This is a genomic window from Umezawaea sp. (genome assembly GCF_036375055.1).
GTDB lineage: Bacteria > Actinomycetota > Actinomycetes > Mycobacteriales > Pseudonocardiaceae > Umezawaea.
The window spans coordinates 1-26,036 of sequence record NZ_DASUSQ010000169.1; the positions used below are offsets into that span (position 1 = coordinate 1).

Sequence of the window (26,036 nt, forward strand, 5' to 3'; positions counted from 1 at the left end):
ATCGGTCGGACGCCGGCGGCAGGGGAATTCCTCGCCCCTCGCGGGGGAGGTCTCAGTGGGGCGACGGGACGCGGTGGTCCAGCGGGACGTCGCACGGCCGGGTGGACCCGTGCTCGACCTCGGAGGAGCGGAACGGGGTCGCGGAGGTCCGGTCCGCACGGGGAGGGGAACCGATCACCAGTGGCCTCGTGCTCATCGGGTCGCTCCCCAGGACGTTCGGTGCAGGGGGCGGCGGCCCGGTCGGACCCGAAGTGTCGGCGTCGCGGCCAAGACTCGTCTCTACGGATCCACCACAGGTTTTCCCCGGCCCACTAGTCTCTGCGTTGTGCGCGTACTGGCGGTCGAAGACGACGCTGAGCTGGGCCATGAGGTCGTGTCCGGGCTTCGGCAGGCCGGATTCGCCGTGGACTGGGTGATGGACCTGGCCGCGGCGGAGGAGAGCCTGACCGCGAACACCTACGACTGCGTGGTGCTGGACCGGGGGTTGCCCGACGGTGACGGGCTGGACCTGCTCGGTCGCTGGCGCGCGCGCCGGTCGCGGGTGCCGGTCCTGATGCTGACCGCGATGGACGGCATCGCCGAGCGGGTCGCGGGGTTCGACCACGGCGCCGACGACTACCTGGGCAAACCGTTCGCGATGGCGGAGCTGGTGGCACGGGTCGGCGCGCTGTGCCGCCGGGCCGAGCAGCCGAGGCCGTCGCTCGTGCGGATCGCGGACCTGGAGGTCGACGCGGCGCGGCGGAGGGTGACGCGGGCGGGGGTGATGCTGAGCCTCACCGCCAAGGAGTTCGCCGTCCTCGAACTGCTCTGCGCCCGTCGTGGCCAGGTAGTCTCGCGCTCCGACCTCATCGAGCACTGCTGGGACGCCATGGCCGAACCGATGTCGAACGTGGTGGACGCGGTCGTCGTCCAACTCCGCCGCAAGCTGGGGCCCCCGCCGCTGATCGCGACGTCGCGAGGGGTCGGTTTCGTGATTGACGAGATCGGGTGACCACGGCGTGGCAGAGCACCACGGCGAAGCGGTTGCGCCGGGTGCGCTGGGTGCTCACGGTGCTGTTCACCGCCACCACCGCCGTCTGCATCGGCACTCTCGCCACGATCGCGCTGGTCAACGACGAGCGCTCGCGCAGCCAGGCGCTCGACATCGAGCTGGACCGCCAGGTGGCGGGCGTGTCGCGGGTCGTCTACTACGACGGCGACGGCAACCTGCACCTGGAGCCGCTGGACGTGGACGCGCTGGTCAGCCGCACGTCGCTGCTGCACGTGTGGACCCGCGAGAACGGCCTCTGGGTCTCGAAGTACTCCCGCGAGGTCGACAACGCCAAGACCGAGGAGCGCAGCGAGCTGGCCCTCGTGGACCAGGTCCGCGACCTCCAGTACACCGTCCTCGGCGACGGCTCCTCGCCCACGGGTGAACGGCTGCGCCTCGCCGCCGCCCCGGTCTGGAACACCACGAACCAGGTCGCGGCCGTCGTCGTCGTGGCGGGCGACCCCGCGCCCGGCGTCGCCGCGCACCGCGAGTACGTCATGTGGACGTTCTGGGGCTGCCTCGCGATGCTCGTGCTCGCGGCCGCCGCGGGCCACATGCTGTCCTACATCGGCACCCGCCCCGCCGTGCGCGCGCTCGAACAGGAGGAGCGGTTCCTCGCCGAGGCCGCGCACGAGCTGCGCACACCGCTGGCGACGCTGCGGCTGATCGCCGAGGCCGGTGCGAACGACCCGGTCCGGGCGGGCGCGTCGGCCGCGCAGGTCGTGGGTCTGGTGGACCGGATGGCGCACCTGGTCACCGGGCTGCTGGCGCGCGCCCGCGTGCGCAACGGCACCCGAGCGATGGAGTGGCTGCCGCTGCGGCTCGACCAGCTCGTGGAGGAGGTCGTCGGCGAGCAGATCGACGACGGCCGCGCGGTCGCCGTCGACCTGCACCCCACCGTCGTCGAGGGCGATCCGGTGCTGCTCTCGCAGGCGCTGCGGAACCTGGTCGACAACGCGGTGAAGCACGGCGCCCAGGAGGACGGCCGGGTGAGCGTCGAGGTGAAGGTCGCGGGCGGCACCGTCACGGTGTCCGACCGCGGGCCCGGCATCGACGTGGCCGACCGCGACCGGGTGTTCGACCAGTGGGTGACCGGCAGCAGCTCCGGCACCGGCATCGGGCTCGCCATCGTGCGGTGGGTGGCCGACCTGCACCGCGGATCGGCCCGCGTCGTGGACTCGCCGCTGGGCGGCACGACCATCGAGCTGGCGCTGCCCGAAGTCGTTGCGTGATCAAGCGCTCACGGTTTTCTCAGAGGGTGGCTGCGAAGGTTCCACGTGAACGAGCATCAGCACGTGCGCGGGGAGTGGCCGATGACAGACACCCTGACCCGGTCCACAGTGGACAACGGGTTCCGCTCGGTGCGGTCCGCCTTCCTCGCGGCGTGCCGCGGTGTCGAACGCGGCCCGGCCGTGGAGAAGGCGGCGTCCTGCGACGCCTACGCCGACCTGTGGCACGCCGTGTCGGTGCTGCTGTACGCCGACGAGCCCGGCACGGCCCTCGAACTCTGCCTCCGCGTCGAGGAGAGGACCCGCCAGCGCGCGGTCCTCGGCCTGCTGCGGGCCCGGATCGCCCACGCCAACGGCCAGCCGCTCGTCGCCCGCGACCTCGCCCGGTCCGTCCTGGAGGAACGCGCCCTCTCGTTGCGCACCAGGCACCTCGCGCTCGCCGAACTCGTCACCGCCGAGGTCGGGCTGGAGCAGTACGACGTGGCGACCGCGCTGCTGCGCGAGCACGGGTTCGACGGCGAGGTCCCGGAAGGACCCGAGGCGCCGTACCTCCTGGCCGCCAGGGGCGCGCTGCACGTGGGCTCCGGCCGCCGACGCCCCGGTGTCGACGACTACCTGGAGTGCGGGCGGCGGCTGCTCGACGGCGGCGTCCGCAACCCCGCCGTCATCCCGTGGCGGTCGCGCGCCGCGCTCGCCGCGGTCGGCGACCGGCGGCACGACCTGGCGAAGGTGCTCGCCGAGCAGGAGCTGATCGAGGCGCGCTCGTGGGGCACCTCGCGAGCCGTCGGGATCGCGCTGCACGCCGTCGCCGCCACCCGTGACGGCGACGAGGCCGTGGAGGTGCTCGGGGAGGCCGTCGACCTGCTCTCGCTGTCCGCCGCCCGCCAGGAGCTGCTGCGCGCCCGCGAGGACCTGGCGCAGATCGTCCGCGCGGGCCGCGACCTGACCCGCCAGGAGGCGAAGATCGCCTGGCTGGCCCGCTCGGGCTACAGCAACAAGCAGATCTCCGAACAGCTCTTCCTCACCCGTCGCACGATCGAGTTCCACCTCTCCGGGGTGTACCGCAAGCTCGGCCTGTCCGGCAGGCACGAACTCCGGGTCGCGCTCCCGGACCAGTTCGGTGACCAGTCGGTGTGACCCGCTCACTTTTGCCGGTCGCTGAGGCACACTGACCGCCATGTACGACTTCGACGTCCTGGTGCTCGGGTCCGGTCCGGGTGGGCAGAAGGCGGCCATCGCCGCCGCGAAACTCGGCAAGAAGGCCGCGGTGGTCGAGCGCCGCGACATGATCGGCGGGGTGTGCATCAACACCGGCACGATCCCGTCCAAGACCCTGCGCGAGGCCGTGCTCTACCTCACCGGCCTCAACCAGCGGGAGATGTACGGCCAGAGCTACCGCGTGAAGCACGACATCACGATCGCGGACCTGTCCGCGCGCACCCAGCACGTGGTGGGGCGCGAGATCGACGTCATCCGCAACCAGCTCTCCCGCAACCGGGTCACGCTGCTGCCCGGCCTCGGCAAGTTCCTCGACGAGCACACCATCGAGGTCGTCGACGGCACCGAGCAGCTCCACAAGGTCACCGCCGACAAGATCGTCATCGCGACCGGCACCCGGCCGTCGCGACCGGACACGGTGGACTTCGACGACAAGACGATCATCGACTCCGACGGCATCCAGCACCTGGAGCACATCCCGCAGTCGATGATCGTGGTCGGCGCCGGGGTCATCGGCATCGAGTACGCCTCCATGTTCGCCGCGCTGGGCACCAAGGTCACCGTCGTGGAGCGGCGCGACCGGATGCTGGAGTTCTGCGACCTCGAGGTCGTCGAGGCGCTGAAGTACCAGCTCCGCGACCTGTCGGTCACGTTCCGCTTCGGCGAGACCGTGGCGTCGGTCGAGCGGTACGCGCGCGGCGCCATCGCCGTGCTGGCCAGCGGCAAGAAGATCCCCGCCGAGACGGTCATGTACTCGGCCGGGCGGCAGGGCATGACCGAGGGCCTCGACCTGGAGAAGGCGGGCATCGTCGCCGACAACCGCGGCCGGATCTCCGTGGACGACCAGTTCCGCACCCCCGTGGAGCACATCTACGCGGTCGGCGACGTCATCGGCTTCCCCGCGCTGGCCGCCACGTCGATGGAGCAGGGCAGGCTGGCCGCCTACCACGCGTGCGGCGAGCCGGTCAGGGCCATGAGCGACCACCAGCCGATCGGCATCTACACGATCCCGGAGATCAGCTACATCGGCCGCACCGAGGACGAGCTGACCGCCGCGTCCATCCCGTTCGAGGTCGGCATCTCGCGCTACCGGGAGCTGGCGCGCGGCCAGATCATCGGCGACTCCTACGGGATGCTCAAGCTGCTGGTGTCCTCCGAGGACCGGTCGCTGCTCGGCGTGCACGTGTTCGGCACCCAGGCCACGGAGCTGGTCCACATCGGCCAGGCCGTCATGGGCTGCGGCGGCACCGTGGACTACCTCGTGGACGCGGTCTTCAACTACCCGACGCTCGCCGAGTCGTACAAGGTGGCGGCGCTGGACGCGATGAACAAGATCAGGCAGGTGACCTGGCTCGCCGAGTGAGGCGGGCGGCGACCGGGCCCGCTCCGGACGCCAACCGGGCGGGAAACGGCTCCGGCGGGTCGCGGGGGACGCGGCTCCGCTGGGCCGTTCGGCGTAATCCTGGTCTCCTCCGGGCGCTGAAAAGCCTGGTCGCCGGTAAATAGGGGTACCCGTCCGGAGATCGGGTGTGAGAATAGGGGGAATGTAAGCCGATCAGGGGTTGTTGGCACTTGCGGGATCGTCCGTGACTCGCTGGGAGGTTTGTGGTGGTGCTGGATCCGGAGAACCTGTACGAGGTGGACTCCGACGTACCGGACCTGACCGGGGCCGTCCTGCTGCACCATTTCGACGGCTTCATGGACGCCGGTGCCGCGGGCAAGCTCCTCGTCGAGCACATCCTCACGAGCTACGAGCACCGCGTGGTCGCGCGATTCGACGTCGACCAGCTCATCGACTACCGGTCGCGGCGCCCCAGCATGATCTACGCGACCGACCACTTCGAGCCGCAGCCCGCGCCCGAACTGGTCGTCAACCTCGTCTTCGACGCGGCGGGCTTCCCCTTCCTGGTGCTCAGCGGCCCTGAGCCGGACTTCCGCTGGGAAACCTTCATCGCCGCCGTGCAGCAGCTCGTGGACCGCTGGCAGGTCGGCACGACCGTCGGCTTCCACGGCATCCCGATGCGCCTGCCGCACACCCGCCCGCTGGGCGTGACCGCCCACGCGACCCGCCGCGAACTGGTCTCCGGCCACCAGCCGTTCTTCAGCCGCGTCGAGGTCCCCGGCAACGTGGCCGCGATGCTGGAGGTCAGGCTGGGCGAGCACGGCCACGACGCCATCGGCTTCGCCGCCCACGTCCCGCACTACCTCGCGCAGTCCACCCACCCGGCGGCCGCGCTGGTGCTGCTGGACACGATCACCCGCACCACGGGCTTGGCACTGCCGTCCGACGTGCTGCGCGAAACCGCCCGCCGGGCCGACGCGGAACTCCAGCGCCAGGTCTCGGAGTCGGAGGAGGTCTCGGAGGTCGTGGCCGCCCTGGAACGCCAGTACGACGCCTTCACGGGCGCCGAACGGCAAGACCAGAGCCTGCTCCTGGAAGAAGAGGAAATCCCCAGCGCGGACGAACTGGGCGCCGAGTTCGAAAAGTTCCTGGCAGAACAGGGCCCCCAGTAGCACCACACCAACACCGACGAAAGGGCCGCCCCACCAGGGGCGGCCCTTTCGTCGTCTTAACCGAACCGAGGCCGAGCGGCAATCCGCTGAGCCAACCGCCGAGCAGGAAGCCGCCGAGACCGCCCGTCCCACCCTGGATGGCTCTCCGGCCCAGAAGCAACACCCCGAAGGACCAGCAGCGCACGCAGGATCGTGGACGTGATCACCAGCTACCTCCTAGCAACGGACGTAAAACCACCGTAGTGACCAAGCCCGTCACCGCCAAAGGCTTTGACAAAGACACCCGGAAGCGAGGACCGGGTCGATTGCCCACCAACCCGAGCACACCGCCCCGGAGCAGCAGCCGATTTCGCTCGGGGATTTGACCCTCACCCCGGTAGACCGGGCAGGTGGCCACCACCTGCCCTTGAGCCCGATCACAGGGTCACGTCGAGGGGTCCCAAGCCAATCGCCGGGACTGGCAGCGGACACATCCCCGTGGAACCAGCGGCCATCCCACCGGAACCAGCAGCCGAACCCCACCTCAAGCCCGCATCACCGTGGCGATCGGAATCCGAGCCGCGCGGATGGCCGGGATCAACCCACCCAGCACGCCCGCGACCAGGCCCGCGACCACCCCGGCGACCCCGGCCTCCCAGGGAAAGGCCACGTCCTGCAAGAACGGCTCCCTCGACCCCAGGACCACGCTCACAGCCTTCAACCCCACCGCGCCGAACCCGATGGCGAACGCGGCCGTCAGCAACCCGGTCAACAACGTCTCCGCCAACACGATCCCGGCCAGCAGCATCCGCGGCGTCCCCACCGCCCTCCGCAGCGCGAACTCCTCGATCCGCTCCCCGACCGTGGCCAGCCCGACGTTCAGGATGCCCGCCACACCGATCAGCAGCACCAGCGCGGCCATCCCCAGGAAGATCCACCGCATCAGCGTCAACTGGGACCGCATCTCCTCCAGCGAGTTGACGGTCCGCACCTGGAGTTCGTCCGGGTTGACGCCCGCGGCCGTCAGCCTGCTCTTCAGCGTCTGCTGGAGGTCCGCGGTGGTGCCGGGCGCGAGCATCAGCTCCATGCCGCCGTAGCGCTGGTCGCTGAGGCTGTCCACCGGCATCCAGTTGAGCAGCTCGTCCGACCGCACGTAGGCCGCCGGGCCCCAGCCGCCGTCGTCCACCACGCCGATGATGCGCGGGGTGGTGTTGGCGACGGCGCCGTCCACGCGCATCTCCGCGGGGACCTGGTACTTGCTGAAGCCCTCGGCCGCCTGCTTGTTGAGGACGATCCTGGGGGAGAGCGACGGCGTGCTGCTGGAGTCCAGCCACTCGCCCGATTCCAGGCGGAACGGGCGGAACTGGCGGATGTCGCCGGTGACCGCCTTCATGCTGAGTTCGATGGCCTGGCCGGACGGGGCCTGGGCGGCTTCCTCGTCCATCGGCCTGCACTGGCCGCTCGCGTCGCACGTCATCGCCGGGCCGCGGAAGCCACCGCTGCCGTCCAGCGGTCCGCCGCCCTCGTTGATGGGCTTCACGCCGGGCTCGCCGATGACGGCCTTGCCCGAGGTCAGGCCCGCCACGTCCGCGCGGCCCTGGATCAGCTCCATCGTGATCGGGACGGCCTTCGGCGTGGGCGGCAGGTACATCTGGAGCGTGCCGTCCTTGCCCTGGCTGATCTCGATGTCGGACAGCAGCGCGCGCTGGGCGATCACCGACCCCGCCTGGACCGTGACCACGGCGAGCACGCCGAGGAACAGGCTGATCATGGACAGGAACGTGCGCATCTTGCGGGCCCGGATGCCCTGGCCGCCGATGATCAGCGAGGACCGGAACCGGCCGGACAGGCGGATCACGCGACCACCCGCTGCGGGGTGCGCTCGAAGACGCCGTTCGTCAACTGCATGACCCGGCCCATCTTCGCGGCGTGGTCGTGGTCGTGGGTCACGAGGATGAGCCCGCAGCCGCGGTCGGTCGCCGAGCGCAGGGCTTCCACGACGAGGTTGCCGGTCTCGGTGTCCAGCGCGCCGGTCGGCTCGTCGGCGAGCAGGATCTTCGGTTCGCGCACCAGCGCGCGGGCGATGGCGACGCGCTGCTGCTCGCCACCGGACAGCCGGGGCGGCTTGTGCTTGGCCAGGTGGCCGATGCCGACCCTCTCCAACGCCTCCATGGCCTTCGCCCTGCGCTTGCGGCGCGGCAGCCAGCCCTGGCCGTTGACGAGCGCCATGGACACGTTCTGCACGGCCGTCAGGTGCTTGAGGAGGAAGAACCGCTGGAAGACGAACCCGAACTCCTCGCTGCGCAGCGCGGCGGCCCTGCGCTCGGGGATGCGGGTGATGTCGTTGCCGTGCAACAGGTACTGGCCGCCGTCGGCGCGGTCGAACAGACCGATCAGGCTGAGCAGGGTGCTCTTGCCGGAGCCGGAGCGGCCGAGGATGGCGATGCTCTCCCCGCTGTGCAGGGTCAGGTCCGCGCCCGCGAGGATCGTGCGGGGCTCGCCCTGGCCCTTCAGGGTCTTGGTGAGACCGGTGATGCTGATCAGCGGCGTCATCACGACCCCGGCGTGGGGTTGTTCTGGTCCTGCGGTGCGGCGGGCAGGTTCGGGCCCGGCATGCTCAGCGTCTCATCACCGGTCAGACCGGACTTGATCTCGACGACCTTGCCGTCGGTCAGACCGAGCACGACGTCCGCGATCACCTTGCTCCCGTCGGACTTCACGATCTCGACCTTGCCGTTGCCCTGGCCGCCCGCGACGGCCTCGACCGGTACCACGAGCGCGTTGGCGGAGGTCTGCGTGACGACCTCCAGCGTCGCGGCGGCGCCGTTGATGAGCTTCACGTCGTCGGGCGCCGTGCACACCAGCCGCAGACCGGTGGACTCGGACTTCTGGCCTCCCGCGTCGGGCTGGGGCTGCTGCTGCTTCGGCGAGTCGGTGGGTTTGTCGGCGTCCGCCTCGGTGTCCTTGTCCTCCGCGGGGGTGGGCGCGGGCACGGTGCCCGCGGGCAGGGCGGCGATCGTGCCGAGCACGGCGCACGGGAACGGCCCCGGCCCGTTCTTGATCTGCCCCTGCACCGACGCGGCCCCGTCGGCGATCTTGTAGGCCTGGGCGCTGTCGATGTCGGCGGCGATGCCGTACCCGGCGAGCTTCGCGGAGGCCACCGGCATCCCCGCGGTCACCGTGGACTTGTCGTCCACCAGCCGCCCGGAGAACGTCGCTCCCGCGGGCACCTCGAACCACGTGGGCGAGCCGTCGGCCCACACCGACCCGACCCTGGTGGCGGTGGTGGGCGTGCCCGCGGGTTCCTTCACGTCCATGAACCGCACCTGCCCGGCCACCGGCGCGACGAGCCCGAACACCGGGTTCATCGTCACCTTGCCGGTGAGGCTCACCTTGTTGGTGAGGTCCTGCCGGGTGGGCTTGGCCGTGGTCATCGCGGTGCCCCTGGGCGCGAGGTCCGGGTTGACCGGAGCCCCACCTGACGAGCCGCAGGCGGTCGCGGCGACGGCCACGACGGCCAGCCCGCCCAAGCGGACGAGGACTTGCTTCAACACCGGGTATCCCCCAACTGATGAGTCGCGGTCGGACTCGACCTGAAGGTCTAGACGCCTATCAGACGATCCGGGTTGCACGTCCCGCTTCGGTAAATCGGCCGAAGGGCGAATAGCCGATCGGCCGATTGCCGGGTGAACGGATCCGTGCCCGACGCCCTGACCAGCTCTTCTCCCAGCAGGAACACGGCGAGAGCCGCCCGTGTCCGAACAGGACACGAGCGGCTCTCGCCGATCGGGGGTCTAGCGGGTCGGGATCAGACGGTCCACTTCTGGTTCGCCGCGCCCGTGCACTCCCACAGGTGCGTGCGGGTGCCGTCGCCCGGGTTGTTGCCGATGACGTCCAGGCACTTGTTCGCCGGGATGTTGACGATGTCGCGCGCCCCGCTCACGGCCCACTGCTGGGCACCCGTGCCGTTGCAGTCCCAGAGCTGGACCAGCGTGCCGTTCGCGGTGCCCGCCGACGCCGCGTCCAGGCACTTGCCCAGCGCGCGGATCGTGCCGTCACCGGGACGGCTCCAGTTCTGCGCGGCGTTGCCGTTGCAGCCGACGATCTGGATCGGCGTGCCGTTGGCGCTGTTCGCGCCCGCGACGTCCAGGCACTTGCCCGCGAGGCCGATGATCTGGCCGCCACCGGGCTGCGGGCTGTCCGACGTGGTCACCCGGACGTAGTCGATGAGGAGCTGCTGCGGGAACTGGGTGCTGCTGTTGGGGTCGCCGGGCCAGTAGCCGCCGACCGCCAGGTTCATGATGATGAAGAACGGCTTGTTGAACACCCACTGCCTGCCGCCGAGGTCGGCGGGCGTGCGGGTCTGGTAGACGTTGCCGTCGACCGACCAGCGGATGGAGTTCGGGGCCCAGTCGATCGCGAACGTGTGGAAGCCGTCGGAGAAGTTCGGGCCGTTGTAGGCCGCCCCGATGCCGCCGGAACCCGAGTAGCCGGGCCCGTGCAGCGTGCCGTGGACGGTGTTGGGCTCGAAGCCGACGTTCTCCATGATGTCGATCTCGCCGCTGCCCGGCCACGGGTTGCCGGTGTTGATGTCGGCGCCCAGCATCCAGAAGGCGGGCCACATGCCCTGGCCGCGCGGCAGCTTCATCCGCGTCTCGTAGTGGCCGTACGTCTGGGTGAACCTGCCCGCCGTGTTCAGCCGCGCCGACGTGTACTCGCAGCGCCCGTACCAGCAGTTGTAGTTGGCCGGGTTCTCCTTGCGGGCGGTGATGACGAGGTTGCCCGCGCCGTCGGTCGCCGCGTTGCTGCGGCTGTTCGTGTACATCTGGCGCTCGTGGTTGTTGACGTTGTCACCCGTCTCCAACTGCCACTTGCTGCCGTCGACCCCGCCGCCCGCCGGACCGTTGAACTCGTCCGCGAACGTGGTCGCCATGGCGCTGACGTCCTGTGCGGAGTTGGCGGGTGCGCTGCTGGCCGGGGTGGACACGGAGATCGCGCCCAGCGTCATCAGCAGGGCTGCACCCAGCATTCCGGCTGCTCGGGCACGCCGAAGAGGCCCTCGTGTCGACATCGCAGATCACCTTTCACGCAGGGTGGTGGCTCGTCGTCGAACCACTGATCGGCGGTCTTCAGGGGGGATCAGTGATAAATGGTCCGAACCACCTGGTGTGTGCGGAACGTTACTCGACGTCTTTGTTCAAGTCACGATGCAAGTAGGGGCAGCCTCCTTCATCGCTTCAGTGCGGACCGAGAACAAGCATTCCCCGATAGTGTGCTGACGAGGGCGCGACCCGCCTGCTTCACTGAACGAACGGTCGGTAGATCACCCCGGACCTTGGAGGACGACCCCGATGGCTCTGCTGCGCAGTTACGTCTCCGGCCACTGGCACGTGCCGACCGCCGAGGGCGCACCCCTGCACGACGCCGTGACGGGGGAGGAGATCGCCCGGATCTCCTCCGCGGGCATCGACATGGCCGCGGCGCTGCGGCACGGCCGCGAGGTCGGCGGCCCCGCGCTGCGCGAGCTGACGTTCCACCAGCGCGCGGCGCTGCTCAAGGCGCTCGGCTCGACCCTGCGCGAGCACCGCGACGAGCTGTACGCGCTGTCCGCGCGCACCGGCGCGACGAAGAACGACTCGATGATCGACGTCGACGGCGGCATCGGCGTCCTCCTCGGCTACGCCAGCAAGGCCAAGCGCGAACTGCCGAACGACACGGTCTACGTCGACGGCGCGCTGGAGCCGCTCGGCCGCGGCGGCACGTTCGCGGGCCAGCACATCGCCACCCCGCTGCGCGGTGTCGCCGTGCAGATCAACGCCTTCAACTTCCCGATGTGGGGCCCGCTGGAGAAGTTCGCCCCCGCGTTCCTCGCGGGCGTGCCCAGCCTGGTGAAGCCCGCGTCGCAGACCGCGTACCTGACGGAGAGGCTCGTCGAGCTGATGATCGGCTCCGGGCTGCTGCCCGAGGGCTCGCTCCAGTTCGTCTGCGGCAGCGCGGGCGACCTGCTCGACCACCTGACCGAGCAGGACCTCGTCGGCTTCACCGGCTCCGCCTCCACCGCGCAGCACCTGCGCACGCACCAGGCCGTCGTGCGCTCCAGCGTCCGGTTCAACGCCGAGGCCGACTCGCTCAACTGCTCGATCCTCGGACCGGACGCGGTGTCCGGCACACCGGAGTTCGACCTGTTCGTCAAGCAGCTCGTCACGGAGATGACGGCCAAGGCGGGCCAGAAGTGCACGGCGATCCGCCGCGCGTTCGTGCCCGCGCCGCTGATCGACGAGGTGTCCGAGGCCGTGTCCGCGCGGCTCGGCAAGGTCGTGATCGGCAACCCCGCCAACCCGGACGTGCGGATGGGCGCGCTCGCGGGCCTGGAGCAGCGCGAGGAGGTCCGCCGCTCCCTCAAGGGGCTGCTGGAGGCCTCGCGGATCGTGTTCGGCGACCCCGAGCGCGTCGAGGTCGTGGACGCGGACGCCGAGCGCGGCGCGTTCCTCTCGCCCGTGCTGCTGCGCGCCGACGACCCGGAACTCGCCCAGCCGCACGAGGTCGAGGCGTTCGGCCCGGTCAGCACGCTGATGCCGTACACCGACACCGAGCACGTCGTCCGGCTCGCCGCGCGCGGCCAGGGCAGCCTGGTCGGCTCGATCGTCACGGCGGACCCGGCGTTCGCCCGCGAGGTCGTGCTCGGAGCGGGCGCGTGGCACGGCCGGATGCTCGTGCTGGACCGCGACGACGCCAAGGAGTCCACCGGGCACGGCTCGCCGCTGCCCGCGCTGGTCCACGGCGGGCCCGGCCGGGCCGGTGGCGGCGAGGAGATGGGCGGTATGCGGGCCGTGCTGCACCACATGCAGCGCACGGCCGTGCAGGGCAGCCCGAAGGTGCTGGCGGCCGTCACCGGCCGCTGGGTGCCGGGCGCGCCGCGCACGGAGTCCGAGGAGCACCCGTTCCGCAAGAGCCTGGCGGAGCTGAAGGTCGGCGACAGCGTCGTGGCGGGTCCGCGCACGGTGACGATGGAGGACGTGGAGCACTTCGCCGAGTTCACCGGCGACACGTTCTACGCGCACATGGACGAGGACGCGGCGAAGGCGAACCCGTTCTTCGGCGGCCGGGTCGCGCACGGCTACCTCGTGGTCTCGTTCGCGGCAGGCCTGTTCGTCTCGCCCGAGCCCGGTCCGGTGCTGGCCAACTACGGCCTGGACAACCTGCGGTTCCTCACGCCGACGTTCCCCGGCGACGAGCTGACCGTGACGTTGACGGCGAAGCAGATCACGCCGCGCGAGGACAAGGACTACGGCGAGGTGCGGTGGGACGCCGACCTGGTGAACCAGGACGGCGCCTCCGTCGCGAAGTACGACGTGCTGACGCTGGTGGCGAAAACCCGCTAGTCCCGAGGGAAGGGGGTTCTCCGTCCACATCGGACGGAGAACCCCCTTCGCCGCACTAGGTGGTGGTGTAGGAGAGGACCTCGGCGCTCGTCCAGTCGCTGGACACGATCGTCGCGCCGATCCCGCCCAGCTGCCGGACCTTCGCCCAGGCGTCGGCGGGCGCCGGGTCGCGGCTGTCGACGGCGGGCGGCACGTTGTGCGCGTCCGTCATGACGACCAGGTACTTCCCCCCGAGGTAGGGGCCGCCGCCGAAGCCCGCGAAGGCCGAGGCGTTGCCGTCGAACGCGACCATCCACGGCTTGCGCGCGCCGCCGCGGTCACCCGTGCGCGGGTCGGTCGCCGACGCGCCGTTGATCGCCGGGAACGAGAGCGCGGAGGAGAGCGTCCCGCTGGAGTTCGCGGCGATCAGCCGGTCGGCGACCTCCAGGTCGGTGTCGTAGGTGTCGAACGGGTTCCCCAGCTCGAACGTCCCGTTCTCCAGGATGACGATGAACTTGCCCGTCAGCGCCGACCGCGACGGCCAGCCGCTCGCCCGCACCGCGGTGTCGAGGTCGGCGTGACCGCCCTTGAGGTTCGCGGGGGAGAACACGTTGCCCGCGCCCAGGGTGTTCGCGAGCAGGGTGTCGAACTGCGGCACCCCGAAGCCCGCGCGGCCGTCGAAGCCGTTCTTCATCTCGACCTTGAGGACCATCGGGGCGTGGTTCGGGTTGCGGTCGTGCCACAGCCGGACGTTGCGCAGGCAGCCCGCGAGGTTCTGGTTGCGGCTGCCGGACCGCAGCCCCTCGTAGGTCGTCGAGCTGGAGCAGTTGTTGGCGTTGCCGGGGTCGTGGCCGACCTGGAAGTCGTTGGTGAAGAGGAAGTTCGTCCACACGTCGATCTCGATCATGCCGGGGTTCCGGTCGAGCACGTCGACCAGCCAGGGGGCGGTGGCCTGCGTGTAGCTGTTGTGCAGGCCGACGGCCGTCGTTCCGGTGGCGGTCGGCGTCGCCTGTGCGGGTGGCGCTACCGCGATCAGCAGGGCGGCCGCGACCACCGCGGCCGTGATTCGCTTCATCCGAGACTCCTCGCACTGGACGTTCCCGTTCGGTTGCGCAGCGTAGGAACGTGAAGAGTGATCACGATGAACGCCGGGTGGCCGGTGCGGGAAGCGTCGACGGACGTCAACACTTGACGGTGGCGCGACGGATGTCGACCTTCAGCTTCGGTGCCCCGTCAACCGGTGCGGGCTCCTCGGGGGTCGGTGCGACACCCGCGGCGGCGACCGCGTCCACCGTCTTCAGGCCCTCCTCGCCGATGGTGCCGAACACGGTGTAGTTGGGGCGCAGCACCGAGTCCGACGTGACGAGGAAGAACTGGCTGCCGTTGGTGTCCGGCCCGGCGTTGGCCATCGCGAGCGTGCCGCGCGGGTAGGTGCGGCGCTCGCCCGTCGGGTCGTTCGGCGCGGGCGGGAGGGTGGTCGGCAGCTCGTCCTTGTACCGGTAGCCGGGGCCGCCCTCGCCGGTGCCGCTCGGGTCTCCGCACTGGAGCACCTTGAGCGTCGGGTACGTCGTCAGCCGGTGGCAGGTGGTGACGTCGTAGAAGCGGTGCTCGGCGAGGTGGATGAAGCTCTGCACCGTGCACGGGGCCAGCGCGCGGTCCAGGGTCAGCGGGATCGGGCCCCGGTTCGTCTTCAGCAGGACGTCGACCGTGCCGCGGTTCGGGGTGTGCCTCGGGTCCTTGGGCAGGCGGACCGGGCGGGCGGCGGGTTCCTCCGGGGTCTTGGTGTAGGCGCAGGGACCGCGGGTGACGTCCGGTTCCGCTGACGCCGCTGGGGCGGTGCCCAGCAGCAAACCGGCCGTCGCCACCGCGGCGAGCGCGATCGTCTTGCTGTCCAACTCGGGTCCTCCTCGACTCGGGGCGGTTGGGTCGTCTCTAGTGGAGGTCCCGTTCGGCCCGCAAGGGCCGGTGGTCTGGGACGTGGATCATCTCGTGGGCCGACGCGTGCGCGACTTCGGTCATCCGATGATCCGGGTCGGTGGTGGATCTTCCACGGGGGAGCGGGATGCGGTCGGTTCTGGTGTTGGTGGCGGTTCTGGGGTTGCTGGTCGGTGTCGGCGGTGTCGGCGGTGTCGGCGGTGTCGGCGGTGTCGGCTGGGGTGCGGTGGCGGTCGCGTCGCCCGCCGTCGTGTGGACGCCCTGCGGTGAGCACGGGGCCGAGTGCGGGACGGTGCGGGTGCCGCTGGACTGGGGGAACCCCGGCGGGGAGCGCATCACGCTGGCCGTGAGCCGGTTGCGGGCCGCCGATCCCGCTCGGCGGATCGGGGTGCTGTTCTTCAACCCCGGTGGGCCCGGTGGGGCGGCCGTCCCGTTCGTGCGGGACGAGCCCCGGCTGTTCCCGCCGGAGCTGCGGGAGCGGTTCGACGTCGTCGGCGTCGATCCGCGCGGCGTGGGGGAGAGCGTGCCCGCCATCGCGTGCGAGCTGCCCCCGACGGGGGTGGAGCAGTTCCCCGAGTCCCGTGCGTCGTTCGACCGGCTCGTCTCCTACAACCGGGAGGTGGCGCTGGGGTGCCTGCGGGCGACCGGGCCGTTGATCGACCACGTCGACACGGTGAGCGCCGCTCGGGACTTCGACGTCGTGCGGGACGTGCTCGGGGAGGCTCGGGTGTCGTGGCTCGGGTTGTCCTACGGGACCCTGCTCGGGGCGACCTACGCCGGGGTGTTCCCCGCGCGGGTGCGGGCCGCGGTGCTGGACGGGGCCGTCGACCACGCGGTCGGGTCGCGGCGGATGGCGCTCGACGAGGCCGTGGTGCACGAGGAGGTGTTCGGGCTCTTCGCGCGGTGGTGCGCCGCGGACGCGGGGTGCGCGGCGCACGGGCGGGACGTGGTGGGGGAGTTCCGCGAGCTGCTGGCCCGGCCGGGACCCGGTGCCACCGCGGCCCAGATCGGGTACGGGGTGTACTCGGGGCTGTCGATCAGGTCGCAGTGGCCCGCCGTGGCGGAGATCCTGGTGACGGCGTTCGGCGGGGACACGTCGGCGTTCGCGGGGGTCGGGAGTGACGCCGCCTACCGGGTGATCGCGTGCCACGACTTCCCGTCGTCGGTGCGCGGGGCCGCGGACATGGCCGCGCGGGTGGCCGAGGTGCGGGCTGCCGCTCCGGTGACCCGCGGGTACGTGGAGGGGTGGGACGTGCAGGCCGGGTGCGCCGGGTGGCCCGTTCCGGCCCGGAACCCCTGGGGGCCCGTGGTGGTGCGCGGGGTGCGGAACGTGATGGTGGTGAGCGGGGCGCACGATCCCGCCACGCCGCACGTGTGGGGGGTGGGGTTGGCCGGGCAGATCCGCGGGGCCCGGTTGGTGCGGTGGGACGGGGTCGGGCACACGGCGTGGTTCAACGACGTGGACGTGAGGGGGGTCGAGGTGGGGTACCTGGTGGAGCCTCGGTAGGTGGGGCTCGGTGGGTGTGGGTTCGGTGGGCGGCTCGGTGTTGGTGCGAGTTGGGGCGGCTCGGTGGTGGTGCGGGTCGGTGGGTTGGTTCGGGCCGGTTGTGGTGCGGGTCGGTTGTGGGGCGGGCCGGTTGTGGTGCGGGTCGGTGGTGCGGGTCGGTCTCACCCCGCTCGCGCGATTGTCTCCAGCTTCGCCCTTGGTTTGTCAAGGCGGGAAAGATGCCTTGACAAACCAAGGGCGAAGTGAGGGCGCTTCGGATCGGGGTGAGGCCGGGGGTGTGGGTTCGAACTCGGGTGGCGCCTTGGTTGTGAGTCGGGTTTTCAAGCCCCGGTTCGGGTTGCGAGCCGTGTTCCGTGTTCCGTGTGGTCGGGTTGTGCTTCAACGTCAAGAGCCCGGCCTCGGAACTGTGTTCCGGGGCCGGGCTCCTGGTGCTGTGGTCAGCCTACGATGCGGCGGATGGTGTTGATCGGGCCGATGGAGTCGATCGGCGCGGTCTTCACCGGGACGCCCTCGGTGGAGGCGTGGACCGCGGTGTTGCTGTCCACGACCATCGAGACGTGGCCCTGGTCGGCGTAGTAGATGACCAGGTCGCCCGGCTGGACCTCGCTGCGCGAGACCGCGCGGCCCAGGACCGCCTGCGCGTACGTGGTGCGGCCGATCGAGATGCCCGCCTCGCGGTAGGCGGCCTGCATGAGGCTGGAGCAGTCCCAGGAGTTGGGGCCGTTCGAGCCGAACACGTAGGGCTTGCCGCGCTGGCCGAGCGCGAAGTTCACGGCCGTGGCCGCCGCGCCGGAGGCGTCCACCGTGATCGGCGTCTGCTCGCTGCCCGCGGCGAGGGAGTTCCTCGTGGTGCTGCTGAGGGCGTTGTAGGCGGCCTTGGCCTCCTTGACCCTGCCGTCCAGCTCCTCGGCCTTCTTGTCGATGTCCTCCAGCAGCTTGGCGGCATCGTCCTTGGCCTTGCCCGCGCGGTCCGTCGCGTCCTTGGCCGAGACGCGGGCCTGGTCGGCGGTCTCGACCGCGCTGGACAGCTTGCCGAGCGCCTCGCTGTTGTCCGCGGCCAGCACGCTGATCGCCGACATGCGGTTGAGGAAGTCCTGCTGCGAGTCGCTCACCAGCAGCGCGGAGAGGTTGTTGAAGCGCGCGCCTTCGAAGGACGCCTCGGTGAGCAGGTCGACCTGGCCCCGGAACTGCTCCTCGGTCGCCTTCGCCGCGTTCTCCGCGTCCGTGGCCGCCGTGAGGTCCGTGTTGGCCTTGCCCAGCTCGTTCTCCGCGACCGTGAGGGCCTCCTGGGCCTTCAGGTGGTCGGCGTTGAGAACCTCGGCCTCGTGCGAGAGGTCGTTGTACTTCTGGAGCGCCTCGGACGCGGGGTCGGCCTGGGCGTAGGGGGCCGTGCCGAGGACTGACGCGGCGACCGCGGTGGCCGCCAGCGCTCCCTGAAACATCCGCTTGCGTGGTTGCGACGACACGTCGCGCAGCCTCCTTCGTCGGTACTTCCCACCTTGTGCCCAGGGGGCACTGTCACAGTCTGTGCGGCGGTGACCTGGCCGTTTAACCCGGAAGGGTTACTGCCTGGCGCGAAGTCTCGATCAGGTTACGGAACGTCTTGCTTGGAGTCCACCTTCGGGTTTAAACCGCCCCTAACGGCCCTGCGGGAATGACCTGCCGCACAAAATCGTTTGAACCGGTGAGTTGAAGTGTCAACCTGGAGGAAACCATGCCCGCGGTCACCGTCACCGACATCACCAGCCTGGCCCGGATCCCCGAACCCGCCCCCGAGGCTGTTGACCGGAAAGTCCGTTCCGTAACCACTGGTCCGCAGGGGTTCGAGGGCGAGGGCTTCCCCGTCCGCCGGGCGTTCGCGGGCATCGACCTGGCCGACCTCGACCCCTTCATCCACATGGACCAGATGGGCGAGGTCGACTACGGGCCGGGTGAGCCGAAGGGCACCCCGTGGCACCCGCACCGCGGGTTCGAGACCGTGACGTACATCATCGACGGCGAGTTCGAGCACGCCGATTCGCACGGCGGTGGCGGCAACATCACCAACGGCGACACGCAGTGGATGACCGCGGGCGGTGGCGTGCTGCACATCGAGAAGCCGACCGAGGAACTCGTGCGGACCGGTGGCGTCTTCCACGGCGTGCAGCTGTGGGTCAACCTGCCGCGCGCCCAGAAGTGGGTGGAACCGCGCTACCAGGACCTGCGCGGCAACCAGTCGGTGCTGCTGACCTCCCCCGACGGCGGCGTGCTGGTGCGCGTCATCGCGGGCGACGTGGCGGGTCACCAGGGCCCCGGCTCGACCTACACGCCGATGGCCATGCTGCACGCCACCGTGAGCCCCGGAGCACGCGTGAGGCTGCCGTGGCGGCCGGACTTCAACGCGCTGGTCTACGTGCTGGCCGGTGACGGCACGGTCGGTGCCGAGCGGCGGCCGATCTCCACCGGGCAGCTCGCGCTGTTCGGGCCCGGCGACACGATCGTGCTGGACGGCGCGGGCAAGCAGGAGTCCCGCTACGCCGAGATGGAGGTCGTCGTGCTGGGTGGCGCGCCGATCCGCGAGCCGGTCGCGTGGGGCGGGCCGTTCGTGATGAACACGCGCGCCGAGGTGCTCCAGGCGTTCGAGGACCACCAGGCCGGGCGGCTCGGCAGCATCCCCGCCCAGTACCTGCCGCACGGCGACATCGGCGGTCAGATGTCCTGACCTGGCAAGGAGAGTGCGGAACGTGCGACGGCCCCCAGCTCACCTGGGGGGTTGGGAGCCGGGGGCCGTGTACACGCCGGGTGCGGTCAGGGGGGTCGACAACACCGGGCAAGCAAGAGTCTATGCGGTGAATTGGATTCGTGTACGCCAACCTCGCGGAGAAGGCCATGCGAATTTCCGATCCGGTCAACTCGCCATGGCGGCGGCGAAGCTGCTGAGCGCCTCCCGGTCGGGGCGGCTGGTTTTGCTGATCAAGCTCGCGACGTGCTTCTCCACGGTCCTGGGGGAGATGTGCAGGCGCGCCGCGATGGCCTTGTTCCCCATCCTGTTGGCCAGCAACAGGAACACTTCGAACTCCCGAACAGTGACGCCCAGCACCCTCAGCTGGCGCGGCACCTGATCGGTGCCGGTGCGCCGCTGCTGCACGGTCGCGCCGACCTGCCGCAGCAGGCCCCGGCACGCGCTCGCGACCGGCGTCACCTGCGCCTGGTGGAAGTACTCCTCCGCACCGCGCAGCCACGCCACCGGGTCGCCCCAGCCGTCCGCGTGCGCCGCCTCGGCGACCAGCCGCAGCCCGAGGTGCCGCGCGACCGGGAAGATCGACGCGGCGTCCTGGGCGGCCCGCACGGCGGCCTCGGCCTCGGCGGCCCTGCCGTCCCGGCCGAGCAGCACGGCGTGCGCCAGGTCGGCGAACACCCGGTTCCACCGCATCCGGCTCGCGGCGGCGCTGGTGATCTCGCGGTGGTGCGGCCACCCCACCCGGCCCGCGAGCACGCCGAGCAGCAGGTGCAGCCCGTGGCGGCCCGCCAGGTGGAAGATCGTCGGGTTCTCCGCCTCGTGGGCCAGCGCCTGCGCCAGCTCGCTCTCCGCCAGCTCGCGGTCCTCCTCCAGCAGCGCGCAGAACGTCCGCGCCAGGCCGAAGCACAGCGGCTGCTCCTGCGAGGCGCCGCCGTCGGAGACCGCGCGGAACTCGGTGAGGGCGTGCTCCATGCCCTGCCGGTCGAGCCGGTGCGCGGCCGACGTCGCCTTGACCATCAGCAGGTACCGGGTCAGCGGCGTCATCTTGAGCCGCGAGGTGACCCTGGCCGTCTGCTCGACCAGCTCCGCCGCCCCGGCGTGGTCGCCCACCAGCACCGCGTGCAGCGACCGGATCGCGTCGACGTTGTAGGCGATGGTGATCGCGCCGACCCGCTGCGCCTCCTCGCGGGTGCGGTCCAGCGACGCCGTGGTCGCGTCGACCAGCCAGTCGTTGCCCGCGATCCGCACCATCGCGTACACCTGCTGGATCGGCAGGTCGTGCTCCTCCGCCAGCTTCCTGGCCTGCTCGAAGCACGCGTTGGCCTCGGCGGTGTCGTCCTCGCGGGCGATCATGCCCAGCACCTGCCACGCCTCGCAGCCGACCAGCGGCAGCGGCACCCGCGCCGCGGCGTCCACGGCCCGGCGCGCGAGCGCCGCGGCCGTGTCGATCCGGTCCGTGCTCTCGGTGTGCACCGTCAGCATGGCCGCCACGACGTCCACCGGCGCGGTCTGCTCGTCCCCGGCGTCGCGGCCCAGCAGCGCGCGGGCCGCGCCGACCTGGCCCATGCCGTAGTCCCACCGGCCCGCGATGTGCGCGGCCCGCGCGAGTTCGGTGTGCAGCCTGACCCGGCGCGGCTTGGGCAGCCCGGCGGCCGCCAGCTCGGCCAGCGTGTCGGTGAGCGCGATGGCGGACTCGAACTGGCCCGCCTCGGTCAGCGCGGGCAGCAGCGACTCCAGCACGTCCGCGCGGATCTCCGGGTCCACCCCGCTCGCCAGCAGCCGGTTCGCCTGGTCCAGCAACGTGATCGCCGACCCCGGCGCGCCGCCCTTGAGCGCGCGGCGACCCGCTTCGGCCAGCAGCCCGCCCGCGCGCGCGTCCTCGCCCGCGTCCAGGCGCAGCGCCGCGACCAGCGCGCACCACTCGCCGGGCAGGTCGGGGTGGGCGGCCTGGATGGCGTCGGCCGTGCGGCCGGAGATCTCGGCCCGGTCGCTGGGCGTGAGCTGCGCGCGCAGCGCCTCCGCCGTCAGCGGGTGGCGGAAGGCGTACCAGTCCGGCGCGGGCTCGTCCGGGGTCACGAGCTGCGCCGCGACACCGGCGTGCAGGTGGCTGAGCAGGCCCCGGTGGTCCATCCCGGTCACCCGCCGCACGATCGAGAGCGGGAACCGGTGGCCCAGCACGGCCGCCACCGACAGCAGCTCACGGCCCTGCGGCCCGAGCCGGTCCGTGCGGTGCGCGATGCTGCGCACCAGCGCCGTCGGCACCTCGATCCGCAGCTCGCCGAGCACCCGCCAGCCGTCCGGGCCCGGCACGAGCAGACCGCTGCTGACCATGCCGTGCAGCAGTTCCTCGACGACGAACGGGTTCCCCGCGCTGTCGGCCCACAGCCGGTCCGCGACCTCGGCGGGCACCGCGTCGCGTTCCACCTCCAGGCAGGACGCGGCCATCCGGCGGACCTCGTCGCGGTCGAGCCGCGCCAGCTCCAGCACCACGCCCGCGCCGCGGCGCGCCGCCAGCGTCACCACGTCCAGCGCGTCGCCGGGTTCGCCCCGGACGGTCGCCAGCAGCACCACCGGCTGCTGGTCGAGGTTGTCCGCCAGGTACTCGATGACGGCGAGGGTCTCGGCGTCGGCGTCGTGCAGGTCCTCCAGCACCAGCAGGCACGCCTGCCTCCTGCCGACGGCGGAGAGCAGCCGCAGGACCGCTTCGGCCAGGACGACCAGCGACTCGCCGTTGTGCTGGGCCTCGCCCCGGCTCCACTCGGGGATGAGCCTGCCGAGCACCGGCTTGTAGGGCCCCAGCTCCACCTCGTCGGGCGCCTCGCCACCGCGGAACAGCGACAGCAGCGCCTCCGCCAGCGGGCGGAACGGGACCATCGGGCCGATCGTGCTGCCCCGACCGCGGAGCACCCTCATGCCGCTGTCGAACGCGCGGCCCGCGGCCACCCGCGCGAGCCTCGACTTCCCGACACCCGCCTCACCGACGAGGAAGACGGCACCGCCGCGACCAGCCCTGGCGTCCTCCAGAGCCCGCTCCAGCTCGTGCACTTCCTTGTCCCGGCCGACCACCACCGGCGCGCGGGTCTGCATGAGGGTGACCTTAGCGAGCATCCGGCGTGCGCCGGTTCCGCTATTCGAATGCCGAATGCGGGGCACCGGACGGCCTGCACCCCCAGGGGGCAGGCCGTCCGGGCGAGGGGACGGTCACACGGGCAAACCGGGCGCGCTGACCGTGGTGAAGGAGTTGGTCCCGTAGGCCAGGACGGCCATGCCCGCGGTGAGGGCGATGCCGGAGAGCACCCTCGTGCGGATCCCGGCCGTGGTCCTGCCGGACAGCGCCATCTCGCCCGCGGGGCTGGTACCGGCGTCGAACTCGTCGTCGTCGATCGCCGGTACCTCGGTGTTCATGGCGTCGTTCATCGGAAATCTCTCCTTGAGGGGTGTGAGTTCTACCGTGGTTGGAGCAGGAGCACCGAAGGTACGTGGTCGGTGAACCCGAGTCGGAGGAGTCCGTAGCCGATCCCGGACAGCCCGGTGAGCAGACCTGCGGAGGGGACGCCGCCGGGGGTCCCGCAGCGCGCCCCGTACTGGTCGAGCGCGCCGAGCACGAGCCCGGCCCGCCGGGTCCTGGCGGCGGCCGCCCGCTCGTGGCCGCGCTCCGCGAGCACCGTCAGCGCCTCCACGACGCCCAGCTCCCCGTGGCACAGGCTGAGGTCCCGCAGCGGTTCGTGCACGGCGAGCGCGTTGATGCACCGGTCGAGGTGCAGCGTGTACGCGTCCAGCGGCTGTTCGGGGTGCGCCACGTGGGCGAGCACCGCGCCGGACAGGCCGGAGCACCAGCCGTGGTCGGCCTCGCCGACGGGCAGCAGCCGCTGCCGCAGGCTCCGGTCGGCGCGCAGCGCGGCCCGGCCGGACACCGCGTGCCGGACGTCGCCGCCCGCCGCGGCGAACCGCAGCAGCGCCCAGCCGACCCCGGCAGCGCCGCGGGCGAACCCGTCGCCGGCGGCTGCCCGCTCGGCGAGCCGGTCGGCGAAGCGGGCCGCCAGCTCACCCGCCAGCGGCAGCCCGGTCTGCGCGTGCACGGCGAGCATCGCGGCCAGGCCGCCCGCGCTGCCCTCGACCACCGACGACGACTCGTCCCGCAGGTCGCGGGCCAGCTCCACGGACCGCTCCAGCCAGCGGGGCAGGTCGGGGTCGTCGGCCAGGATCGCGGTGAGCCGGGCGAGCGCGTAGCTGATGCCGCCGAGGCCGTGGAACCCGCCGCTGCCGACGGCGGGCGCCAGCTGCGGGTCGGCGGCCAGCACGTCGAGCAGGTGGGGGATCGGCCGCAGGGCGTCGCGGGCGAACTCGGTGTACCGCTCCGCGCCGGTCAGGGCACCGAGCTGCGCCAGGAACAGGGCGACACCGGTGTAGCCGTTGGACAGGCCCGCGCCCATCGGCATGACGGTCCAGTGCCGGTCGTCCACCAGCTCCAGGCCGAGCCAGTTGACCCGGTTCCCCTCGACGGTGGCGTGCGCCAGGATCTCGTCGGCGATGCCGCAGGCCGCTGCCAGCAGCCGCTGCGGGTCGGGCACGCCCGCCGTGACCCGCCCCGGCACCACGTCGGCGCCGCGGTGCTCGACCGCGCCCGACCGGCCCGCCAGCGACGCGGCGATCAGCCACTGCTGGTCGTGCCGGTCGACCTCGTCCATCCGCTCGACCTTGCGCAGCGCGGCCTCCAGACCGGAGACGGGCAGCAGGTCGGGGATGCGCTCGCCGGTCGACGTCCAGATGTCGCGGCTGCCGGGCCGCACGGTGAACAGGGGCACGTCGCCCGCCCACAGGTCGGCCAGCTCGTGCGGGACCAGCGCGCGCAGCAGCGCGTCCTCGCGGGCCTCGGTCCACAGCAGGTCCAGCGCCAGGTCGCGGTCCAGCGCGTCGCGGGCCACCTCGGGGTGCGTCGTCTCGTCCAGCGCCGTCGCGTAGGTGCGGGTGGCCCGCGCGACGAACCGCACCGGCACGTCGGCGCAGCGCCGCAGCAGGTCCAGCAGCTCGGCGCGGTGCGCGCAGATCGTGTCGTGGCCGACGCGGAAGCCCGCGAGCAGCGCGGTCTGGTAGTCGCTCGGCTCGGCCTCCTGGCCGCCGAGGCGGGGCCGGTTGTGGGCGCCGGTGCTCGGCGCGGTCCGCCGGACGAGCCGCATGGTGTCGGTGGCCGGGTCCAGCCAGTCGACCGTCTGGGAGGGGTAGGTGCGGTCCCGGTCGCCGCCCAGCCCGGACAGGTCGAACACGCCGTGGTCGCCGATCAGCATCTGCGGCAGCAGCGCGGTCCGCGTCACCGAGCCCGCCAGCGCGTTCGCCGCCGGGTCGGTGCTCGGCGCGGCGGTCAGCAGCGTCGGGTGGAACAGGGTCTCGACGTCGATCAGCACCGGCTGGTCGCCGCACGCGATCAGGTTCTCGTAGTGCATGTCCGTGCCGTCCACGGCGTAGACGAGCGCGAGCAGCGCGCCGAGCCGGTGGTAGAACCGGCCGATGCCGCTGACCTCCGAGCACTCCCCGTGCTCGACGAACTCGGCCCAGCCGTAGCCCTCGCCGCGCACCACCCTGACCCGGCGGAGCCCGAGGCGGGTGTGGCCGTCCAGCCAGCCCAGCATCTCGTTGAAGCGCACGTGCAGGTCGACCGGGCGGGGCTTGTAGACCAGCCGAGACCCGTCGGCGAACCGCAGCACGCACACCGTGCGGCCGCGGCCGTGCGAATCGCCCTGGCCGGACTCCACCGCGATGACCGCTCCGGGGTCGACCCCGTCGAGCAGGTCGGCCACGATCCGCTCGCGGTCGGCGGCGAACCGGTCGAGCAGCTCGACGTGCGCCGCCGCGCCGTGCAGCGAGGTCAGGGCGAGCAGCCGGGCCAGCACCGGGTAGCGGCGCAGCAGGTCGGCCAGGTCGACGTGGTCCACGAAGTGCGTGAACCGGTCCGCGGGCGTCGCGCCGACCAGGTCGCCGCGCCTGCGCGCCAGGTTCAGCTCCAGCACGAGCGTGCGGGCCGCGATCCGGACGAGCCTGCCGACCAGCTGCTCGGTGAAGGCACCGTCCAGCCTCGGGTCGTCGCCCGCCGCCTCGGCCAGCGGGCGCAGCACGTGGGCGAAGGCCTCGGACCACGTGCCGCCCGCGAAGGTGGTGGGGGCCGCGTTCGTGGTGGCGCGTTCCACGAACGCGGCCCACTCCGGCCGCCCGGTTCGGGCGGCCAGTTCGGGGGCCGGTTCGGCCAGCAGGGCGTCCAGCGCGTCCTCGTCCAGCCCGGCGTCCGCGAGGCGCTGGGCGAACCAGGCTTCGCTGTCGTGCGCCGAACGCCACTTCGCCAGCCGCGCGCTGGTCCGACCGCTCGTGACGACCGGCCGTTCCGCGAGGCGGAGACCGCCCGCCCACCAGCTGGCGGGCTGCTTCGCGGCGGGCGTGGGGATCACGGTTCGACGGTCTCACCCGCGTCGCCCGTTGGACATGGGTGCTTCGCCCCCAGATTCCCGCCGCGCCGCCCTCCGGCGGCTCCGACCGAAATGTGGGGGTGTCGTAC

19 protein-coding genes are annotated in these 26,036 nt (G+C 71.8%); 8 read left to right on the top strand and 11 right to left on the bottom strand.

The genetic code is table 11. The annotated features are described in order from the left end of the window. Window positions 1-52 precede the first annotated feature (52 nt). The gene (locus VFZ92_RS39630; protein ID WP_330882803.1) at window positions 53-196 is read right to left on the bottom strand and encodes a hypothetical protein; all 144 of its coding nucleotides are present in this window, start codon (window positions 194-196) and stop codon (window positions 53-55) included. 129 nt (window positions 197-325) lie between these two features. Between VFZ92_RS39630 and VFZ92_RS39635 the strand changes: the two genes are divergently transcribed. The 5 genes from VFZ92_RS39635 (at window position 326) to VFZ92_RS39655 (ending at window position 5,991) form a co-directional block, all read left to right on the top strand. Beyond that, complete coding sequence (locus VFZ92_RS39635) at window positions 326-991, top strand: response regulator transcription factor (protein WP_330882805.1); 666 nt, start codon at window positions 326-328, stop codon at window positions 989-991. Beyond that, window positions 988-2,262: a HAMP domain-containing sensor histidine kinase gene (locus VFZ92_RS39640; RefSeq protein ID WP_330882807.1), complete on the top strand. Its 1,275-nt coding sequence runs from the start codon at window positions 988-990 to the stop codon at window positions 2,260-2,262. Before VFZ92_RS39635 ends, VFZ92_RS39640 begins: the two co-directional genes overlap by 4 nt. An 81-nt stretch (window positions 2,263-2,343) precedes the next feature. Further along, the gene (locus VFZ92_RS39645) at window positions 2,344-3,396 is read left to right on the top strand and encodes a response regulator transcription factor (RefSeq protein WP_330882809.1); all 1,053 of its coding nucleotides are present in this window, start codon (window positions 2,344-2,346) and stop codon (window positions 3,394-3,396) included. A 40-nt stretch (window positions 3,397-3,436) separates the two neighbouring features. Continuing rightward, complete coding sequence (gene sthA / locus VFZ92_RS39650) at window positions 3,437-4,840, top strand: Si-specific NAD(P)(+) transhydrogenase (protein WP_330882811.1); 1,404 nt, start codon at window positions 3,437-3,439, stop codon at window positions 4,838-4,840. 245 nt (window positions 4,841-5,085) lie between these two features. Next, window positions 5,086-5,991 carry a PAC2 family protein gene (locus VFZ92_RS39655; protein WP_330882813.1) on the top strand — a complete coding sequence of 302 codons (906 nt, stop codon included), beginning with the start codon at window positions 5,086-5,088 and terminating at the stop codon, window positions 5,989-5,991. A 523-nt stretch (window positions 5,992-6,514) separates the two neighbouring features. Here VFZ92_RS39655 and VFZ92_RS39660 read toward each other — a convergent pair. The 4 genes from VFZ92_RS39660 to VFZ92_RS39675 form a co-directional block, all read right to left on the bottom strand. After that, window positions 6,515-7,828, bottom strand: a complete 1,314-nt coding sequence (locus VFZ92_RS39660; RefSeq protein ID WP_330882815.1) for an ABC transporter permease — start codon at window positions 7,826-7,828, stop codon at window positions 6,515-6,517. Beyond that, entirely contained in the window at window positions 7,825-8,523 is a 699-nt protein-coding gene (locus tag VFZ92_RS39665; protein ID WP_330882816.1) for an ABC transporter ATP-binding protein, read from the bottom strand. Before VFZ92_RS39665 ends, VFZ92_RS39660 begins: the two co-directional genes overlap by 4 nt. Further along, window positions 8,523-9,524, bottom strand: a complete 1,002-nt coding sequence (locus VFZ92_RS39670) for an efflux RND transporter periplasmic adaptor subunit (RefSeq protein ID WP_330882818.1) — start codon at window positions 9,522-9,524, stop codon at window positions 8,523-8,525. The genes VFZ92_RS39665 and VFZ92_RS39670 overlap by 1 nt, the downstream gene beginning before the upstream one ends. 254 nt (window positions 9,525-9,778) lie before the next feature. Beyond that, the gene (locus VFZ92_RS39675) at window positions 9,779-10,999 is read right to left on the bottom strand and encodes a family 16 glycosylhydrolase (RefSeq protein ID WP_330882820.1); all 1,221 of its coding nucleotides are present in this window, start codon (window positions 10,997-10,999) and stop codon (window positions 9,779-9,781) included. A gap of 322 nt (window positions 11,000-11,321) precedes the next feature. On the opposite strand from VFZ92_RS39675, the gene paaZ reads away from it, so the two are divergent. Continuing rightward, a complete protein-coding gene (gene paaZ, locus VFZ92_RS39680) occupies window positions 11,322-13,352 on the top strand; it encodes a phenylacetic acid degradation bifunctional protein PaaZ (protein ID WP_330882822.1) in 2,031 nt (676 codons plus the stop codon). A 55-nt stretch (window positions 13,353-13,407) separates the two neighbouring features. Here the strand turns inward: paaZ and VFZ92_RS39685 are convergent, their stop codons facing one another. Together VFZ92_RS39685 and VFZ92_RS39690 are read right to left on the bottom strand one after the other, a co-directional pair. After that, window positions 13,408-14,406, bottom strand: a complete 999-nt coding sequence (locus VFZ92_RS39685) for a Ca2+-dependent phosphoinositide-specific phospholipase C (RefSeq protein WP_330882824.1) — start codon at window positions 14,404-14,406, stop codon at window positions 13,408-13,410. Between the two features lie 106 nt (window positions 14,407-14,512). After that, window positions 14,513-15,226 carry a peptidylprolyl isomerase gene (locus VFZ92_RS39690; protein WP_330882827.1) on the bottom strand — a complete coding sequence of 238 codons (714 nt, stop codon included), beginning with the start codon at window positions 15,224-15,226 and terminating at the stop codon, window positions 14,513-14,515. A 167-nt stretch (window positions 15,227-15,393) separates the two neighbouring features. Between VFZ92_RS39690 and VFZ92_RS39695 the strand changes: the two genes are divergently transcribed. Continuing rightward, window positions 15,394-16,773, top strand: a complete 1,380-nt coding sequence (locus VFZ92_RS39695; RefSeq protein ID WP_330882829.1) for an alpha/beta fold hydrolase — start codon at window positions 15,394-15,396, stop codon at window positions 16,771-16,773. 437 nt (window positions 16,774-17,210) lie between these two features. Here VFZ92_RS39695 and VFZ92_RS39700 read toward each other — a convergent pair whose 3' ends face one another. Then, window positions 17,211-18,239, bottom strand: coding sequence for a C40 family peptidase (locus VFZ92_RS39700; protein WP_330882832.1), 1,029 nt, complete (start codon window positions 18,237-18,239; stop codon window positions 17,211-17,213). 248 nt (window positions 18,240-18,487) lie between these two features. Here VFZ92_RS39700 and VFZ92_RS39705 point away from each other — a divergent pair, with 248 nt between their 5' ends. Next, complete coding sequence (locus VFZ92_RS39705; protein WP_330882834.1) at window positions 18,488-19,474, top strand: pirin family protein; 987 nt, start codon at window positions 18,488-18,490, stop codon at window positions 19,472-19,474. Between the two features lie 186 nt (window positions 19,475-19,660). Here the strand turns inward: VFZ92_RS39705 and VFZ92_RS39710 are convergent, their stop codons facing one another. From VFZ92_RS39710 to VFZ92_RS39720, 3 genes are all read right to left on the bottom strand, one after another. Further along, a complete protein-coding gene (locus VFZ92_RS39710) occupies window positions 19,661-22,579 on the bottom strand; it encodes a helix-turn-helix transcriptional regulator (protein WP_330882836.1) in 2,919 nt (972 codons plus the stop codon). A gap of 114 nt (window positions 22,580-22,693) precedes the next feature. Beyond that, window positions 22,694-22,909: a hypothetical protein gene (locus tag VFZ92_RS39715; protein ID WP_330882838.1), complete on the bottom strand. Its 216-nt coding sequence runs from the start codon at window positions 22,907-22,909 to the stop codon at window positions 22,694-22,696. Window positions 22,910-22,938: 29 nt separating this feature from the next. Beyond that, a complete protein-coding gene (locus VFZ92_RS39720; protein ID WP_330882840.1) occupies window positions 22,939-25,929 on the bottom strand; it encodes a type 2 lanthipeptide synthetase LanM family protein in 2,991 nt (996 codons plus the stop codon). Between the last annotated feature and the right edge of the window lie 107 nt (window positions 25,930-26,036).